We start from the raw sequence: 15,164 nt of genomic DNA on the forward strand, positions 1-15,164 counted from the left end.
TCAGCCTGCTCACCAGACCTCTCTCGGGGCTCCGCGCCGCTGTTCGGGCGCGGATCCGAGCGCTTGAATGGAGTTACCGTGGCTTCCGTCTGCGACGTCTGCGGCAAGGGACCAGGGTTCGGTAACAGTGTTTCCCACTCGCACCGCCGCACCCGCCGCCGCTGGAACCCCAACATCCAGACCGTGCGCACCCGCGTGGGCGGCACGCCCAAGCGCCTGAGCGTGTGCACCTCCTGCATCAAGGCCGGCAAGGTCGACCGCTGAGGCGGTGCCCGCCGGACCGTTCCGCACGGCCCCGCTCGCGGTGATCGCGGCGGCCGTGTAGGACCCGCTTACGGAGCCCGTTCTCCTCGGCGCCCATGAGCGCCACGGCTACGCCGTGGCGCTTTTCGGCGTTGGCGCGGTCTTCGGAGCGGGTCCGCGCGCCCGCCGGGCGCTGGGCCGCGCGAGTCAGTCGTCGGCGAGGTCGCAGGGGCGGCCGTCGAGGGCGCAGGTGACCGGCGCCTGGGCGGGGCCGGCGGCGGTGAAGCGCAGGCTGACCGACTCCCCCGGCCCCAGGTCGTCGGAGGTGCCGGGCGCCCGCAGCACCACCCCGTGCTCGGTGGCCCGCCAGTCGACCTCGCGCACCGAGGTGACGGTGGCGTCGGCGAACTCCAGCGCCAGCTCCCAGTCGGCCAGCACGGCGGATCCGGTGTTGGTGACGGTGACGGCGCCGGTGAACCCGGTGGCGGAGGACTCCACGGTCTCGTAGGAGACCACGCTGACGGTGGAGGAGGCGCTGTCGGCGCTGCCGCCGGGTCCGGTGCCGGGCTGGGCGGCGTCGGCCTCGGCGCTGGGCGGCAGGTGCCCGCCGGCGCCGGGCGCGGGGCTGCCGGAGTCAGGAGGATCGGAGAACCGCAGGTAGATCTGCGTGGTGCTGTAGCCGAAGAGGGTGAGGGAGAGGGTGACCCCCGAGACCAGCAGGACGTTGATCAGCCGCGGCGGCTGCACGCGCTTGGGCACGGTGGAGCCGAGGAAGTAGCCCACGGCGGCGAGTCCGCCGGGGTTGGCGGGTTCGGCCCGGTGCGCGCCGCGGGAGTCGCGGGTGCGGGAGGCGCCGCGCCGGGGGCGCTCGGCGAGGGGATCGCGGCGCCCGGCGCGCATCCGCTCGGAGATGTCCTCGGGCGGTTCCGGCACTGGCGAGCCGGCAGGCCGGTGATCCGTTCCACGTGGCCGCACGGTGACCCCGATCCGGTGCTGACTCCAAGAAGCAGGAAGCAGGCCGAGCTTAGCGCGATTCGGCCTTCAAAACCGACATCCTAACCCCGCGTCCGCGAAACCTGACATAGCGTCCGAGCGGGGTTCGGGGGCCGCCGCAGGCCGGGCGGCGACCGGGTCGCGTGCGGGCGGAGGAGGGCCGGGAGGCCCGGGGTCGAGGCGGGCCGGGGTCAGCCGAAGTGGTCCCAGCCGCCCGCCCGCGCGGGGGCGCCGTCGACGGTCACCACCGCCCCCTCAGGGCCGGGTGCGGCGGCTGTGCCGATGCGGCGCCACTGCGGCGGCAGGTCGGTGCCGGGCGGGAACGCCGCGGCCAGCGCGTGGTCCTCGCCGCCGAACAGCATGTGCTCGACGGGCGCGCGCCGCGCGGCGCCCAGCTGCTCCAGCAGGGCCGCGGCCTCCACCAGGGCGGGGTCGGGCACCAGGGCGGCGGAGTCGAGGTCGACGGCCACGCCGCTGGCGCGGGCGATGTGGCCGAGGTCCTGCACCAGGCCGTCGCTGACGTCGAGCATGGCGCGGGCGCCCAGGCGCACCGCGCGCGGCCCCTCGGCGTAGGGCGGGCCGGGGCGGCGGTGCTCGCGCAGGCAGGCGGCCCACCCGGGGTCGGCGCCGCCGGCGGAGTCCCCCACCAGGCGGCGGGCGTCGTCGGGGCCGAGCACGCCGGCCTCCAGCAGGGCGTAGCCGGCGCCGGACAGGCCGAGGGGGCCGGTGACGGCGATGAGGTCGCCGGGGCGGGCGCCGTCGCGGCGCACCGGCGGGCGGCCGCCGAGGTCGCCCAGGGCGGTGATGGCCACGGTGATGGTCTCGGCGGCCACGGTGTCGCCGCCCACCACGGCGCCGCCGGCGCGGGCGCACTCGGCGCGCAGTCCCTCGGTGAGGCCGTCGGCCCAACTGAGCGGGAGGTCGGGGGGTGCGGCGAATCCCACAAGGAGCGCGGTGGGGCGCGCGCCCATGGCCGCGATGTCGGCGAAGTTCTGCGCGACGGCCTTGCGCCCGACGTCCTCGGGCGAGGACCACGCGCGGCGGAAGTGCCGGTCCTCGACCAGCAGATCCATCGTGGCGACGACCCGGTTGTCGGGTGCGGTCACGATTGCGGCATCATCGCCAGGGCCGAGGATTACGTCGCCGGTTCCGGGGAATTGGGCGGTCACGCGCGCTATCAGGCCGAATTCGCCGGCCTCCCCAATGGTGCTCCACACAGACCTCAGGGTACGGTGACGCCTCGGCGCAGTGGTCTAGACCCGCGCGGACCGGCACGGCACGTCGGTTCGGCCGCGACGGCGACGGACCGCGGGGCGCGACGGGCAGGCGGAGTTCAGGCACGACGGGTCCGGGCGGCGCGGGGCGCACCCGGGCGCGCGACGATCCAGCAGGAGGCTTCCATGGTGCAGGCATATGTGTTGATCCAGACGGATGTGGGGCGGGCCGCCGAGGTCGCGCGCGACATCAGCACGATCGAGGGGGTCACGCAGGCCGAGGACGTCACCGGTCCCTACGATGTGATCGTGCGTGCGCAGGCCGACGACGTGGACGCGCTGGGGCGGCTGGTCGTGGCGCGCATCCAGCGCCTCGACGGGATCACCCGCACGCTCACCTGTCCGATCGTGAACATCTGAGGGGACCGGCGACCTCCCATGCGACGCGCGGCGGCGACGCTGGCCGCCCTCACGGCCCTGGCGGCGGCCTCGGGCTGCGCCTCGGGCACCGTGCGGCTGCCCGCACCCAGTCCCGCCCCCGAGGCGCGCGACGTCTGCCGCGACCTGGTGGAGCGGCTGCCCGACACCCTGTTCGAGCAGCCGCGCGCCGAACTCGACCCCGCCACCCCGTATGCCGCCGCGTGGGGGGATCCGCCGATCGCGCTGCGCTGCGGGGTGGCGCGCCCGGCGGCGCTGGCGCCCGACTCCGAGCTGATGGTGGTCGAAGAGGTCGCCTGGCTGCCGGAGCCGCCGGGCGAGCCGACCCTCTACACGGCGGTGGGCCGCGAGGTCTACGTCGAGATGACCCTGCCGGCCTCCTACGGCGCCCCGGCCCAGGGGCTGGTGCGGGTCAGCGAGCTGATCGCGGAGGAGGTCCCGGCGCTGCCCTCGGGAGAGCTGTAACCAGCCGCCCGGACACGCCGGCGCCCCGGCCGCTCGGGCGAGCGGGCCGGGGCGCGGGGCGAGCAGCGGGGGCGGAGGGCTACATGCCGCCGTTGAGGGCTTCGAGGCCGCCGGCCTCCTCCAGTTCCTGGGCGGTCATGTTGAGGCCGCCCGAGCAGGCCGCGCCGGGCTCGGGGACGTTGGGGCTGCGCTCGAAGGCGCGCAGGAACTGCGAGAGCCGTTCGTCCTCGGGGGAGTCGAGGCGGATCTGGTTGCCCCAGGCGCTGGCCACGATCGGCGCGGGCATGTCGCCGTCCTCGTAGGGGCTGACCAGCACGTAGCCGCCCTGGGTGTAGAGCGAGTTGAGCTGCTCGACCTGCTCCTCGGGCAGGTCGGGCTCGTAGGTGATCCACACCGCGCCGTGCTCCAGGGAGTGCACGGCGTTGGTGGTGGAGACCGGTGCGTCGTAGACGCCGCAGTTCTGCCACACCGCGTGGTGGTCGCCGCCGGCGGGCGGGGTCTGCTCGTAGTCGACGGGCTCGGCGACGTGGTTGTTGGTCAGGCCGTCGAAGGTGCGCAGGCCCTCGATGGTGGCGGGGTCGCTCTGCCGGCCCCGGTCGTAGGCCACCCAGACGCCGAACCCGACGAGGCCGGCGAGCACCACCCCGGTGACCGAGAACGCCGAGATCCTCAGGAAGCGCCGGCGCCGCTCCTCGCGTTCCCGCTGGATGCGCCGCTCCTCGGCCTTCCGGCGGCGTTCGGCTGCGTTCTTTGCCACTGCGGTTCTCCCGGGGTGGTTCGACTGGGGTGCTGGAGCAAGGTCCCATTACGCTCAGAGAGCGCCGGTCTCCATCCGGAACGCCCGATTAGCCAGATTGGTTCCCATAAGTGGGGAAGAGCATATGACAGAGTCGGTGGACGAAGACACCCCGCGCCCGACCCCCTCCGCCCCCCGGCGGCGCGCCACGGTTCCGCTGGTCATCGCGCTTCCACTCGTGGTGGCGGCACTGATCGCGGGCTACCTCCTCGGGCGCCCGGTGCAGCCGATCGACAACTCCGCCGACGCCGGGTTCCTGCGCGACATGAGCGTGCACCACTCCCAGGCCGTGGACATGTCACTCATCGTGCTCGAAGAGGCCGACGACCGGGTGCTGCGCACCGTGGCCACCGACATCCTGCGCACCCAGCAGGAGCAGATCGGGCGCATGCAGGGCTGGCTGGTCATGTGGGACCTGCCCGCGCGCGGCGCGCGCCCGGCCATGGAGTGGATGGCGGGTCACGGGCACCACGGATCGGCCGAGGAGATGCCCGACACCATGCCCGGCATGGCCACCGAGGCCGACATGGAGGACCTGCGCGCGGCCGAGGGCGAGGACGCCGAGATCCTCTACCTGCAACTGATGATCGAGCACCACGAGGGCGGCATCGAGATGGCCGAGGCGGGCGCCGACCTCGCCGGTGAGCAGATGGTCGCCGACTTCGCGGCGGGCATGGCCGAGGCCCAGCAGAGCGAGATCGACCTCATGGAGGACATGCTCCGCGAGCGGGGCGCCTAGGAGCGAGGGCGGCGGGCGGCCCGGGCGGTCGGCCACCGGCCCGCACGCCGGTGGCCGACCCGGGCGGCGGGCTGCGACGGCGCCCGGGCTTCTGTACCTACTAGTCTGTACAGCCATGACCGCCGACACCCAGGACCTGCTCATCGAGACCACCTGCGAACTGCTGTGGGAGCGCGGCTATGTCGGTACCAGCCCCAAGGCGATCCAGCGCCGTTCCGGGGTGGGGCAGGGCAGCATGTACCACCACTTCGGCGGCAAGGCCGACCTGGCGCGGGCGGCGATCGAGCGCAGCGCGGCACAGTTGCGCGCCCGCGCCGATGCCGCCTTCGGCGCGCCGGGCGGCGCGCTGGAGCGGGTGGCCGGGTACCTGCGGCGCGAGCGCGACGCGCTGAAAGGCTGCCCGGTGGGCCGCCTGACCCAGGATCCCGACGTGATGGCCGACCCCCTCCTGCGCGCGCCCGTGGAGGAGGCGTTCGCCTGGCTGACCGGGCGGCTGACCGGCCTCCTCGCCCAGGCCCGGGACGAGGGCGCGCTGCGCCCCGGGCTCGATCCCGCCGCCACGGCCACCGCGCTGGTCGCGGTGGTCCAGGGCGGGTACGTGGTGGCCCGGGCCGCCGGGTCCGCCGAAGACTACGGCCGCGCGATCGAGGGCGCCCTCGCCCTCCTCGGAGCGGGCACCGACTGACCACGCCCGGCGCGGGCGCCCCTCCCCTGCCCCTCGTCCACCCGTCCATGGAAAGGCCCTGCCATGCCCCTTGTCCGGATCGACGCGCTGCGCGCCGACCCCGCCCGCCTCGACGCCCTCGGGCGCGCCGTGCACGAGGCCCTGGTCGAGACCATGGGGTTCCCGCCCGACGACCGGTTCCAGATCCTGACCAGCCACGACGGCAGGACCGGCGACCTGCGCTTCGACGACTACCTCGGCGTGCACCGCGACGAGGGGATCGTCTACGTGGCCATCACCCTGCGCGCGGGGCGCCCGGCCGAGCGCAAGCGGGCGCTCTACCGGCGGATCGCCGAACTCGCCCACGCCTACGCGGGAACCGAACCGCGCAACGTGTTCGTCTGCCTCACCGAGAACACCTCGGCCGACTGGTCGCTGGGCGAGGGCGTGGCGCAGTACGCCCCCGGTCCGGCGGGCGGCTGAGCCCCCGACCCGCCGAGGGGGTGACCCCCCGGCGGCCGTCGCGGCCATGAACTCGGTCACATCCACCCGCCGCCGCGACGCCCGCAGCACCTCCCGGCGGCACCCGCCCCGCGCCCGCCGCCGCCCGATCCCGCGTGTCCGCCCAGTTCACGGGCCCGAGCCTCCGCGCGCCGCGCGGGCAGCGGGCCATCGGCCCGCCGGGCGGCCGCGCCCACGGTGACGCGGGCCTCCCTCCCCCCGGTCGACGTACTACACGTCGTAGTTCTACGATTCGTAGTACTACGAGTCGTCGATGACTCTTAGGCGGTTGGAGAGGCGGGCATGGACGCTCTGGATCTCGCACGGTGGCAGTTCGGCATCACCACGATCTACCACTTCCTATTCGTGCCACTGACGATCGGCCTGTCCGTCATCGTCGCGTCGCTCCAGACGGCGTGGTACCGCACCGGGAAGCACCAGTACCTCCAGGCCACCAAGTTCTTCGGCAAGCTGTTCCTCATCAACTTCGCCATGGGCGTGGTGACCGGGATCGTGCAGGAGTTCCAGTTCGGCATGAACTGGAGCGAGTACTCGCGGTTCGTCGGCGACGTGTTCGGCGCCCCGCTGGCCATGGAGGCGCTGCTCGCGTTCTTCCTGGAGTCGACCTTCATCGGGCTGTGGATCTTCGGCTGGGACAAGCTGCCCCGCAAGGTCCACCTGGCCTGCATCTGGGCGGCGGCCATCGGCACCAACCTCTCGGCCTACTTCATCCTGGCGGCCAACGCCTGGATGCGCCACCCGGTCGGCTACACCCGCGACCCCGAGACCGGGCGCGCCCAGCTCACCGACATCTGGGCGGTGCTGAGCAACAACCAGGCGTGGTCCACCTACCTGCACGTCGTCTCGGCCGCCTTCATCACCGCCGGCATGTTCGTCGCGGCGGTGAGCGCCTACAAGCTCTGGCGCAACCGCGCCGAGGCGGGCGAAGGCGCCGAGAGCCGCCGGGCCGGGCGCGAGCGGGAGCTGTTCCGCGCCACGCTGCGCGCCGGGATGGTCGTCACCCTGCTCGCCGGGGTGCTGGCCGTCTACTCCGGCGACCACCAGGCCAAGCTCGCCGCCGCCTACGAGCCGATGAAGCTGGCGGCGGCCGAGGCCCACTGGGAGACCGAGGAGGGCGCGCCGTTCTCCACGTTCGCCGTCGGCGACACCGAGGAGCGGCTCAACGTCATCGACGTCACCGTGCCCCACGTCCTCAGCTTCCTGGCCACCGGCGACATCGACGGCACCGTGCACGGCATGAACGACCTCCAGGCCGAGTACGAGCGCCTCTACGGCGAGGGCGACTACATCCCCAACGTCTTCGTCCTGTACTGGTCCTTCCGGCTCATGATCGGCCTGGGGCTGTTCAGCGTGGCGGTGGCGGCGCTGGGGCTGTGGCTCACCCGGCGCCGGGAGCTGCCCCGCACCCGCTGGTTCTACTACGCGGCGGTGCTGTCGCTGCCCACCGCCCTGGCCGCCAACATCCTGGGCTGGGTGCTCACCGAGATGGGCCGCCAGCCCTGGACCGTCCACGGCGAACTGCTCACCGCCGCCAGCGTCTCCCCCGGGGTCAGCCTGGGCACGGTGGCGTTCTCCCTGGCCACCTTCACCGCGATCTACGGCGTGCTGGCGATCGTGGAGGCCGGGCTGCTGTGGCGCTACATCAAGGCCGGCCCCTCCCACGTGGTCCCCGACCGGGACGACGACGAGGAGGGCACCGCCGCCGACGCCCCCGTTCCGGCCTTCGTCTACTAGGAGCCGACCGTGGAACTGCTTCCCCTCATCTGGTTCGTCGCCATCGCGGTGCTGTGGGTCGGCTACCTCGTCCTCGAAGGGTTCGACTTCGGCGTCGGGATGCTGCTGCCGGTCATCGGCCGCGACAACACCGACCGCCGGGTCATGATCAACGCCATCGGCCCGGTCTGGGACGGCAACGAGGTCTGGCTGATCACGGCGGTGGGCGCGATGTTCGCCGCGTTCCCCGCCTGGTACGCCTCGGTCTTCAGCGGGTTCTACCTGCCGGTGCTGGTCATCCTGGTCGCGCTGATCCTGCGCGGCGTCGCGTTCGAGTACCGGGGCAAGGGCGACACCGCGCGGTGGCGGGCGTGGTGGGACCGCGCCATCGTCTTCGGCAGCGCGGCCCCGGCCGTGCTGTGGGGGCTGATCCTCGCCAACATCGTGCGCGGCGTGCCGATGGACGCCGACGGGATCGTCTCGGCGGGCCCGGCCGACCTGCTCAGCCCTTACGCGCTGCTGGGCGGGCTGACGACCCTGGCGCTGTTCGCGCTGCACGGCGCGGTGTTCCTCACCCTCAAGACCGCCGGACCGGTGCGGGCGCGCGCCCGGGCCGCCGCGCTGCGCTGCGCCGTGGTGGCCGTGCCGGCGGCGGCGGGGTTCCTGGCCTGGACGCAACTGGCCTACGGCGCCGCCTGGACCTGGCCGGTGGCGGCGGTGGCCGCCGCCGCGCTGGTGGCGGCGGTGCCGCTGGTGGCGGGCGGGCGCGAGGGGTGGTCGTTCACCGCGACGGCGCTGGCGATCGGCGCGAGCACCGTGGTGCTCTTCGGCTCGCTGTTCCCCGACGTGCTGCCGTCCACGACCGACCCCGCCTACAGCCTCACGGTCGCCAACGCCTCCTCGGCCGACTACGCGCTGACGGTGATGACGTGGGTGGCGGTGGTGTTCCTGCCGCTGGTCATCGCCTACCAGGCGTGGAGCTACTGGGTGTTCCGCAAGCGGGTGAGCCGGGAGCACATCGAACCGGCGCCCGCCTATGGTGGCTCTCACACGGCGCCGGGAACGGCGGCCGACGCCGGCGCCGCCGGCTGAGGACGGCCCCGCGCCGCCGCGCGACGCTTCTCCCGCACCCACCAGAACGGACCCGCCATGAAGCCCCTCGACCCCCGGCTCGTACGGACGGCGCGCGCCGTCCGGGTGTACCTCGCCGTGACCGTGGTCAGCGGGGTGGCCGTCACCGGGTTCGTACTGGCGCAGGCGTGGCTGCTGTCGCACGTGATCTCGGGCGCGGCCGAGGGCGCGGGGGCCGCCGAGCTGTCGTGGGCGATCACGGCGGTGGCGGCGGTCGCCGTGGGGCGCGCGGCGGTGGCCTACGCGGCGGAGGCGGCGGCGCTGCGCTCGGCGGCCAAGGCGAAGTCGGAGCTGCGGCGGCGGCTTGTCGCCCACGTCACGGGAACGGATGCGGGCGGCGCGGACGTTACAGACCTTGACGGGGACGAACCGCAGGGTTCGATGGGTTCAACAGACGCCCGGAGGCCCAGGGGGTCCTCGGGGGCGGAAGCGGTCTGGTTGTCAGGGCAGGCCGGTTCCGAAGAGGGGACGAGCACCCCACGCGCCGGAGAACTGGTCACACTCGCCACTCGTGGCCTCGATGCGCTGGATGATTACTTCGCCCGGTATCTCCCGCAACTGGTGCTGGCGGTGCTCGTCCCCGTCGCCGTCCTGGTGGTCGTGGCGGGGGCGGACTGGATCTCGGCCGTGGTCATCGCGGTCACGCTGCCGCTGATCCCGATCTTCATGGCGCTGGTGGGCTGGCACACCCAGGCGCGCACGCAGCGGCAGTGGCAACTCCTCAACCGGCTCGGCGGCCACTTCCTGGACGTGGTGGAGGGGCTGCCCACGCTGGCGATCTTCCGGCGGGCCAAGGCGCAGGCGGCCATCATCCGGCGGATCACCGACGAGCACCGGCGCACGACGATGTCGACGCTGCGGGTGGCGTTCCTGTCGGCGTTCGTGCTGGAACTGCTGTCGACGCTGGCGGTGGCGCTGGTGGCGGTGGAGATCGGCATCCGGCTGATGTACGGGATGCTCGACTTCCAGACCGCGCTGCTCGTGCTCATCCTCGCCCCGGAGGCGTACCTGCCGCTGCGCGAGGTCGGCGCCCGCTTCCACGCGAGCATGGAGGGGGTGGCGGCTGCGGAGCAAGTGTTCACGGAGTTGGAGAGGCGACGAGCGAGCGGAGTGGGCGACGGCGACAGCGAAGCCCTTCACCCGGCGCCCGCGCAGCGCGCGAGGAGCCGATCGCTCCAGGAAAGCACTGAGTTGGAGAGGCGACGAGCGAGCGGAGCGGGCGCTGCCGAGAGCGAAGCCGACCCGCAGCACCCGCAAAGCGGAGCGAGGAGTCGATCACTCCAGGAAAGCACCGCGTTGGAGAGGCGACGAGCGAGCGGAGCGGGCGACGGCGACAGCGAAGCCCCCCACCCGGCGCCCGTGGAAAGCCTTTCGCTCCACCAAGACAGTGAGTCGGAGCGCCACAAGGCACTCGATGAACGTTCCACTGCTCCCTGGATCCGTCTCGACCAGGTGACACTTACCTATCCCGGACGTGACATCCCCGCCCTCGACCGCGCGTCCCTCGTGATCGAACCCGGCAAGTCCGTCCTGCTCATGGGACCCAGCGGCTCCGGCAAGAGCACGCTGCTGTCCCTCCTGCTGCGGTTCCTTGAGCCCACCTCCGGCCGGGTCCTGATCCGCGAACCCGGTGCCTCCGGCACTCCCGACACCCCTGACACCGAGGACGGCTGGATCCCCTTGGACGACGTGCCGCCGGACCGGTGGCGCCGACGCATCGCGTGGGTGCCGCAGTCGCCCTACCTCTTCGCCGACACCGTCGCCGACAACATCCGCCTCGGCGACCCCGACGCCGACATGGACGCCGTGCGCCGGGCCGCCGAACTGGCCGAGGCCGACACCTTCATCCGGGCTCTGCCCCAGGGCTACGAGACCCCCCTCGGCGAGCGCGGCGCCCGCCTCTCGGCCGGCCAGCGGCAGCGGATCGCCGTCGCCCGCGCGTTCCTGCGCGACGCCCCGATCGTGCTGCTGGACGAGCCCACCGCTCACCTGGACCCCGACAACGCCGCCGCCGTCCGCGTCGCCGTGCGCCGGCTGCTGGCCGAGCGCACCGGCGTGGTCGTCGCCCACGACGCCCACTGGGCCGACGCGGTGGACGAGGTCGTGGCCGTGCGCTCCGGCCGCGTCGAACCGGGGGTGCACTCGTGACCGACTCCACCGCCCGCACCTCCCCCGCCACCCCTGCTCCTCCCCCGCCCGCTCGGGGCCGCGACCCGCTGTGGCGGATGATCGCGCTCGCGCGCCCGCGCGGCACCCGCTTCGCGCTGGGCGTCCTGCTGGGCGCGCTGGCGGCCGGGTCCGGGGTCGCCCTGCTCAGCGTGGCGGCCTGGCTGATCGCCCGCGCGGCCGAGCACCCGCCCATCACCGCGCTCAGCGTCGCCGTGGTGGCCACCCGCGCCCTCGGCGTCTCGCGCGGCGTCACCCGCTACCTGGAACGCCTGGTCACCCACGACGCCGCGTTCCGCACCCTGGCCGACGTGCGGGTGCGGGTCTACGAGCGGCTGGCGCGCACCGAGCCGGTGCGCCGGTTCCGCTCCGGCGACCTGGTGTCACGGCTGGTCAGCGACACCGACGCTACCCAGGACCTGCTGGTGCGCGGGTTGACCCCGCCGCTGGTGGCCGTGGTCACCGGTGGGGCGACCGTGGTGTTCTGCACGGTGCTGCTGGTGCCCGGCGGGCTGCTGCTGGGCCTGGGCCTCGTACTGGCCGGGCTGGCGGTCCCGCTGGTCGCGGCGGCCCTGGGGCGCGGGCCCGGGCGGCGCCAGGCGGCGGCGCGCGGTGAGCTGTCCACGGCGCTGGTCGACACGCTGTACGGCGCGCCGGACCTGGTGGCCTACGGCGCGATGGACCGCGCGGTGCGCCGGGTCACCGACGCCGACGCCGAACTGACCCGGATCGCGCGGCGCGACGCGGCCCTGCTGGGGTTCGGCGCCGGCGCCACGGCGCTGATCACGGGATTGACGGTGTGGGGGACGCTCCTGCTGGGGGTGGCCGCCGTGGAGGGGGAGTCCCTCAGCGCGATCTCGCTGGCGGTGCTCGTGCTGACCGCGCTGGCGGCGTTCGAGGTCGTGGCGCCCCTCCCGGCGGTGGCGGCGCGGCTGGGCGCCATCCGGGCGGGCGGCGAGCGGCTGTTCGACGTCCTGGACACCCCGCCCTCGATCGCCCCGCCCAGGGGCGCCGCCGACTCGGACGGCCCGGACGGATCGGGCGGACCGGGCGGGGAGCCCGCCGAGGGCGAGGCAGGTGCCGGCGCCGACACCGACACGGCGCTGGCCTCCGGCGCCGACACCGGGCTGCGGGTGCGGTCGCTGCGGGTGCGCTACGCCCCCCACGAGCCGTGGGCGCTGGACGGGGTGGACATCGACGTCCCGGCCGGGCGCACGGTCGCGGTGGTGGGGCCCAGCGGCGCGGGCAAGAGCACGCTGGCCGCCGTCCTGCTGCGCTTCCGCGACCCCGACGCGGGCACGGTGGAACTGGGCGGGGCCGACATCACCGCGCACCCGGCCGACGCCGTGCGGGCGGTGGTCACCGGGGTGCCGCAGGACCCGCACATCTTCGCGAGCACCGTGCGGGAGAACCTGCGGCTGGCGGCGCCGGGCGCCGACGACGACCGGCTGTGGGCGGCGCTGGAGCGGGCGCGGCTGGCCGACGAGGTGCGGGCGATGCCCCAGGGGCTGTCCACCGAGGTGGGCTCCCACGGGCTGCGGCTCAGCGGCGGCATGCGGCAGCGGCTGGCGCTCGCGCGGGCGCTGCTGGCGGCCCCCCGGGTGCTGGTGCTGGACGAGCCGACCGCCCACCTGGACCCCGACACCCGCGACGCGGTCGTGGCCGACCTCCTGGCGGCGGCGGAGGGGTACTCCACGCTGCTCATCACCCACGACATGGCGGGCCTGGACCGGGTGGACGACATCTACGTGGTGTCCGAGGGGCGGGTCGTCCAGCACGGCACGCACGAGGAACTGGCCGCCCAGCAGGACGGGTGGTACGCGGCCGCGCTGAAGGTGTGAGTCCGGCTGTCCACAGGGAAGAGATCGGTGTGGCGCGGCGGGTGCGCCGCTTCCAGCATGGAAGCAGACCGGCCGCCCACCCGGGGCGGCCGGCACCCTTCGCCCCCGGAGGTGCGCCATGGGTGTGCCCGCCCTGGTCCTGACCGCCGCGCTGCTCACCGTCCTCGCCCCGCCGCCGTCCGCCCCACCCGCTCAGGAGGCCGCCATGCACGACCTGTCAGGCTTCGCCGTCGCCCATCTGCCCGAGGGCACCGGTGAACAGGTCACCGACTTCCACACCGAGTGGGAGGACGTCGCGTTCGCCTCGCGGGTGTGGGAGCGCCCGCTGCCCGAGGGCGGCTACAGCGTCGACCTCAAGGTCAACGTCATGCGGGGCGAGCGGCTGACCGACCTCGCGGCGGTGCGGGCGTTCCTGACCGACTACCACGAACGCGACCCCGCCGACTGGCCGCTCACCGCGTTCCAGCACGGCGGTGATCCGGGCCTGCACGGGGGCGGGCTGGCCTTCTGGTCCGACGAACCCGGTGTGGCGGTCGAGGTCCGGCTGGATCCGCACCGCTTCCCCGAATCCGAACTGATGGCCACGGCCTTGGGCATCCAGCGCACCGACTGATCCGGCGTGCGGGCCGCCGTTCCGGCGGCACCGCGCGCCGCCACGGTCACCCGGGGGCGCCCCCGTTGGCACCACCACGCCCATCGGCGCGGCCCGCCCATGAGCCGCACCCCGCGTTCGCCGCACACCGCACCGCCGCCTGCACACCCGGCGGACGCCGCACCCGGTGAAACGCCGGCGCACCGGTCGGAGGCGCATCGCCCGCTTCGGCGGGCCGGGTTCCCCGCGCCCCGCACCGGCCGCGCTGTGCGACCGCTCTGTGCCGCCGCGCTGTGCGGCCACACGCTGCGACCGCCTCCGCTACCCCCAGTCGGCCCACGCCGTCCAGTCGTCCACCCGCCGCCGGTACCTCACCTTGACGGAGCCGCCCTTGACGTTGCCGGAGATCCGGAAGTGCGGCGCGGGCGGGGCCGGCACCTGCGGCACCTCGCTGTCGAGGCTGCCCAGCCATGACGTGTCGATCTCCGTCTGGGCGGTGGCTTCCTCAGGGAGGATGATCTTGGCCTGGCCCCACGGCGCGTGCAGGTCGATCTCGATCACGTCGCCGAGCAGGGTGGCGTGGCGGAAGTCCAGGCGGATCTGGCCGTAGGGGTTGCTCACCTCCACCCTGCGCGGCACGTACCAGTTGCCCCGGCGGGCGATGGTGCCGGCCTTGGCGCGTATGACCAGCGGGGTGTCGGCCTGGGCCGCCTCGGCGCCGCGCCGTGGGGTGATCCCCGCCGAGGGCGGCGCCACGCGTCCGCCGGGGAGGTCGGCGGTGATGGGTTCGAGTTCGGCGTAGGTACGCGCGCTGTAGGTGCGGTCGAGCCGCTCCTCAAGCTCCTCCAGGGTGATCCGCCCTTCGCCGGCGGCCGCTTGGAGGATCCGGGCGACGGCGTCGCGATCGCGGTCGGACGCCCGCATGGCGCGGGCGGGGTGGTGGTGAGGGCTTGTGCTGTCTGCGTTGGCTTCCATACGACCTCCGCTCCGCTCTCATGGTAGGGCGGGCGCGGGACCGGTTCCGGTGCCCGTTTCGGTCGCCGCCGGGCCCGCGCGTCCGAGAACCACCCCTGGGCGCTCGCGTACCGGCGGGCGCCCCGGGCCGCCCGAGGACCCTCCTCGCTCCGCACACGGCCCCTCGGACCCGCCGGGAACGCCTGCGGCGGCGCCCATGCCGCCGATCCGGCACTCCGGGCCGGGCGCACATGCCACCATGCAAGGGGCTCGCCCGCATGTGCGTTCGCGCATGCGGCGCATCCTTGAGAAGCTACGGCCGACCGCCGTGCGCATCGGCACCGGCGAGGTTGAGGAGTGGGAGCAGACGGTGGGACACCTGACCCTGGCCGAGCACGCGGCCCGCGTGATGCAGCGCGAGGCCGACCGGCGCGGCGTCACCCTCGAAACCGACGCCGAGCCCCCTGCCGAACTCCCCGAGGAGTTGCGCCCGTGGTCCTGCCGGGTGGCCGGAAAGGGCTGGTGCGTGTTCGCCGCCCTCGACTGCCCCGCCGAGATCAGCACCCCCGCCCAACGCGAGTTCCTTCCGCTGTCCCAGGTGCTCGGCTCCACATGGTGCGTCATGGGCGGCACCGGCTCGGTGCGGGTCCACACCGGCGGCATGGCGCCCGAGTCGGCGTAGCCGCCGCCCCG

16 protein-coding genes are annotated in these 15,164 nt (G+C 74.2%); 12 read left to right on the forward strand and 4 right to left on the reverse strand.

From position 1 onward, the window contains the following. The first annotated feature begins 78 nt into the window (after positions 1-78). Positions 79-264: a 50S ribosomal protein L28 gene (gene rpmB, locus LG943_RS00450; protein WP_078762759.1), complete on the forward strand. Its 186-nt coding sequence runs from the start codon at positions 79-81 to the stop codon at positions 262-264. Positions 265-450: 186 nt separating this feature from the next. Here rpmB and LG943_RS00455 read toward each other — a convergent pair whose 3' ends face one another. Together LG943_RS00455 and LG943_RS00460 are read right to left on the reverse strand one after the other, a co-directional pair. Beyond that, on the reverse strand, positions 451-1,176 hold the full coding sequence (locus LG943_RS00455) for a cellulose binding domain-containing protein (RefSeq protein ID WP_270070104.1): 726 nt from the start codon (positions 1,174-1,176) through the stop codon (positions 451-453). A 251-nt stretch (positions 1,177-1,427) separates the two neighbouring features. Then, positions 1,428-2,453: a thiamine-phosphate kinase gene (locus LG943_RS00460; RefSeq protein ID WP_270070105.1), complete on the reverse strand. Its 1,026-nt coding sequence runs from the start codon at positions 2,451-2,453 to the stop codon at positions 1,428-1,430. 183 nt (positions 2,454-2,636) lie between these two features. Here LG943_RS00460 and LG943_RS00465 point away from each other — a divergent pair, with 183 nt between their 5' ends. Then, positions 2,637-2,870, forward strand: a complete 234-nt coding sequence (locus LG943_RS00465; protein WP_270070106.1) for an Lrp/AsnC family transcriptional regulator — start codon at positions 2,637-2,639, stop codon at positions 2,868-2,870. 18 nt (positions 2,871-2,888) lie between these two features. Continuing rightward, positions 2,889-3,353, forward strand: a complete 465-nt coding sequence (locus LG943_RS00470; protein WP_270070107.1) for a DUF3515 domain-containing protein — start codon at positions 2,889-2,891, stop codon at positions 3,351-3,353. 79 nt (positions 3,354-3,432) lie between these two features. Here LG943_RS00470 and LG943_RS00475 read toward each other — a convergent pair whose 3' ends face one another. After that, complete coding sequence (locus LG943_RS00475) at positions 3,433-4,110, reverse strand: DUF3105 domain-containing protein (protein WP_270070108.1); 678 nt, start codon at positions 4,108-4,110, stop codon at positions 3,433-3,435. A 136-nt stretch (positions 4,111-4,246) separates the two neighbouring features. Here LG943_RS00475 and LG943_RS00480 point away from each other — a divergent pair, with 136 nt between their 5' ends. The 8 genes from LG943_RS00480 (at position 4,247) to LG943_RS00515 (ending at position 13,538) form a co-directional block, all read left to right on the forward strand. Beyond that, positions 4,247-4,888 (forward strand): DUF305 domain-containing protein, encoded by a 642-nt coding sequence (locus LG943_RS00480; RefSeq protein WP_270070109.1) that lies wholly within the window; start codon positions 4,247-4,249, stop codon positions 4,886-4,888. Between the two features lie 115 nt (positions 4,889-5,003). Then, positions 5,004-5,573, forward strand: a complete 570-nt coding sequence (locus tag LG943_RS00485) for a TetR/AcrR family transcriptional regulator (protein WP_270070110.1) — start codon at positions 5,004-5,006, stop codon at positions 5,571-5,573. A 63-nt stretch (positions 5,574-5,636) separates the two neighbouring features. Then, entirely contained in the window at positions 5,637-6,035 is a 399-nt protein-coding gene (locus LG943_RS00490; RefSeq protein WP_270070111.1) for a tautomerase family protein, read from the forward strand. A 321-nt stretch (positions 6,036-6,356) separates the two neighbouring features. Further along, positions 6,357-7,808 carry a cytochrome ubiquinol oxidase subunit I gene (locus LG943_RS00495; protein ID WP_270070112.1) on the forward strand — a complete coding sequence of 484 codons (1,452 nt, stop codon included), beginning with the start codon at positions 6,357-6,359 and terminating at the stop codon, positions 7,806-7,808. A 9-nt stretch (positions 7,809-7,817) separates the two neighbouring features. Next, the gene (gene cydB / locus LG943_RS00500) at positions 7,818-8,879 is read left to right on the forward strand and encodes a cytochrome d ubiquinol oxidase subunit II (protein ID WP_270070113.1); all 1,062 of its coding nucleotides are present in this window, start codon (positions 7,818-7,820) and stop codon (positions 8,877-8,879) included. Positions 8,880-8,936: 57 nt separating this feature from the next. After that, positions 8,937-11,066 (forward strand): ABC transporter ATP-binding protein/permease, encoded by a 2,130-nt coding sequence (locus tag LG943_RS00505; protein WP_270070114.1) that lies wholly within the window; start codon positions 8,937-8,939, stop codon positions 11,064-11,066. A 77-nt stretch (positions 11,067-11,143) separates the two neighbouring features. Further along, entirely contained in the window at positions 11,144-12,925 is a 1,782-nt protein-coding gene (gene cydC, locus LG943_RS00510) for a thiol reductant ABC exporter subunit CydC (RefSeq protein WP_270070185.1), read from the forward strand. Between the two features lie 118 nt (positions 12,926-13,043). After that, complete coding sequence (locus LG943_RS00515; RefSeq protein WP_270070115.1) at positions 13,044-13,538, forward strand: hypothetical protein; 495 nt, start codon at positions 13,044-13,046, stop codon at positions 13,536-13,538. Positions 13,539-13,838: 300 nt separating this feature from the next. On the opposite strand, the gene LG943_RS00520 is transcribed toward LG943_RS00515, so the two are convergent. Further along, positions 13,839-14,492: a DUF1707 SHOCT-like domain-containing protein gene (locus LG943_RS00520; RefSeq protein WP_270070116.1), complete on the reverse strand. Its 654-nt coding sequence runs from the start codon at positions 14,490-14,492 to the stop codon at positions 13,839-13,841. A 271-nt stretch (positions 14,493-14,763) separates the two neighbouring features. On the opposite strand from LG943_RS00520, the gene LG943_RS00525 reads away from it, so the two are divergent. Then, on the forward strand, positions 14,764-15,153 hold the full coding sequence (locus LG943_RS00525) for a hypothetical protein (RefSeq protein WP_270070117.1): 390 nt from the start codon (positions 14,764-14,766) through the stop codon (positions 15,151-15,153). Positions 15,154-15,164: the final 11 nt, after the last annotated feature.

The organism is Streptomonospora mangrovi (assembly GCF_027604915.1).
Taxonomy (GTDB): Bacteria; Actinomycetota; Actinomycetes; order Streptosporangiales; family Streptosporangiaceae; genus Streptomonospora; species Streptomonospora mangrovi.

Bases quoted from the DNA above. Each gene is read 5' to 3' on its own strand.
- LG943_RS00485 (WP_270070110.1), top strand. From the start codon at position 5,004: ATGACCGCCGACACCCAGGACCTGCTCATCGAGACCACCTGCGAACTG.
- LG943_RS00490 (WP_270070111.1), top strand. From the start codon at position 5,637: ATGCCCCTTGTCCGGATCGACGCGCTGCGCGCCGACCCCGCCCGCCTC.
- LG943_RS00520 (WP_270070116.1), bottom strand. From the start codon at position 14,492: ATGGAAGCCAACGCAGACAGCACAAGCCCTCACCACCACCCCGCCCGC.
- LG943_RS00465 (WP_270070106.1), top strand. From the start codon at position 2,637: ATGGTGCAGGCATATGTGTTGATCCAGACGGATGTGGGGCGGGCCGCC.
- LG943_RS00470 (WP_270070107.1), top strand. From the start codon at position 2,889: ATGCGACGCGCGGCGGCGACGCTGGCCGCCCTCACGGCCCTGGCGGCG.
- cydC (WP_270070185.1), top strand. From the start codon at position 11,144: ATGATCGCGCTCGCGCGCCCGCGCGGCACCCGCTTCGCGCTGGGCGTC.
- LG943_RS00505 (WP_270070114.1), top strand. From the start codon at position 8,937: ATGAAGCCCCTCGACCCCCGGCTCGTACGGACGGCGCGCGCCGTCCGG.
- LG943_RS00515 (WP_270070115.1), top strand. From the start codon at position 13,044: ATGGGTGTGCCCGCCCTGGTCCTGACCGCCGCGCTGCTCACCGTCCTC.
- LG943_RS00525 (WP_270070117.1), top strand. From the start codon at position 14,764: ATGCGGCGCATCCTTGAGAAGCTACGGCCGACCGCCGTGCGCATCGGC.
- LG943_RS00495 (WP_270070112.1), top strand. From the start codon at position 6,357: ATGGACGCTCTGGATCTCGCACGGTGGCAGTTCGGCATCACCACGATC.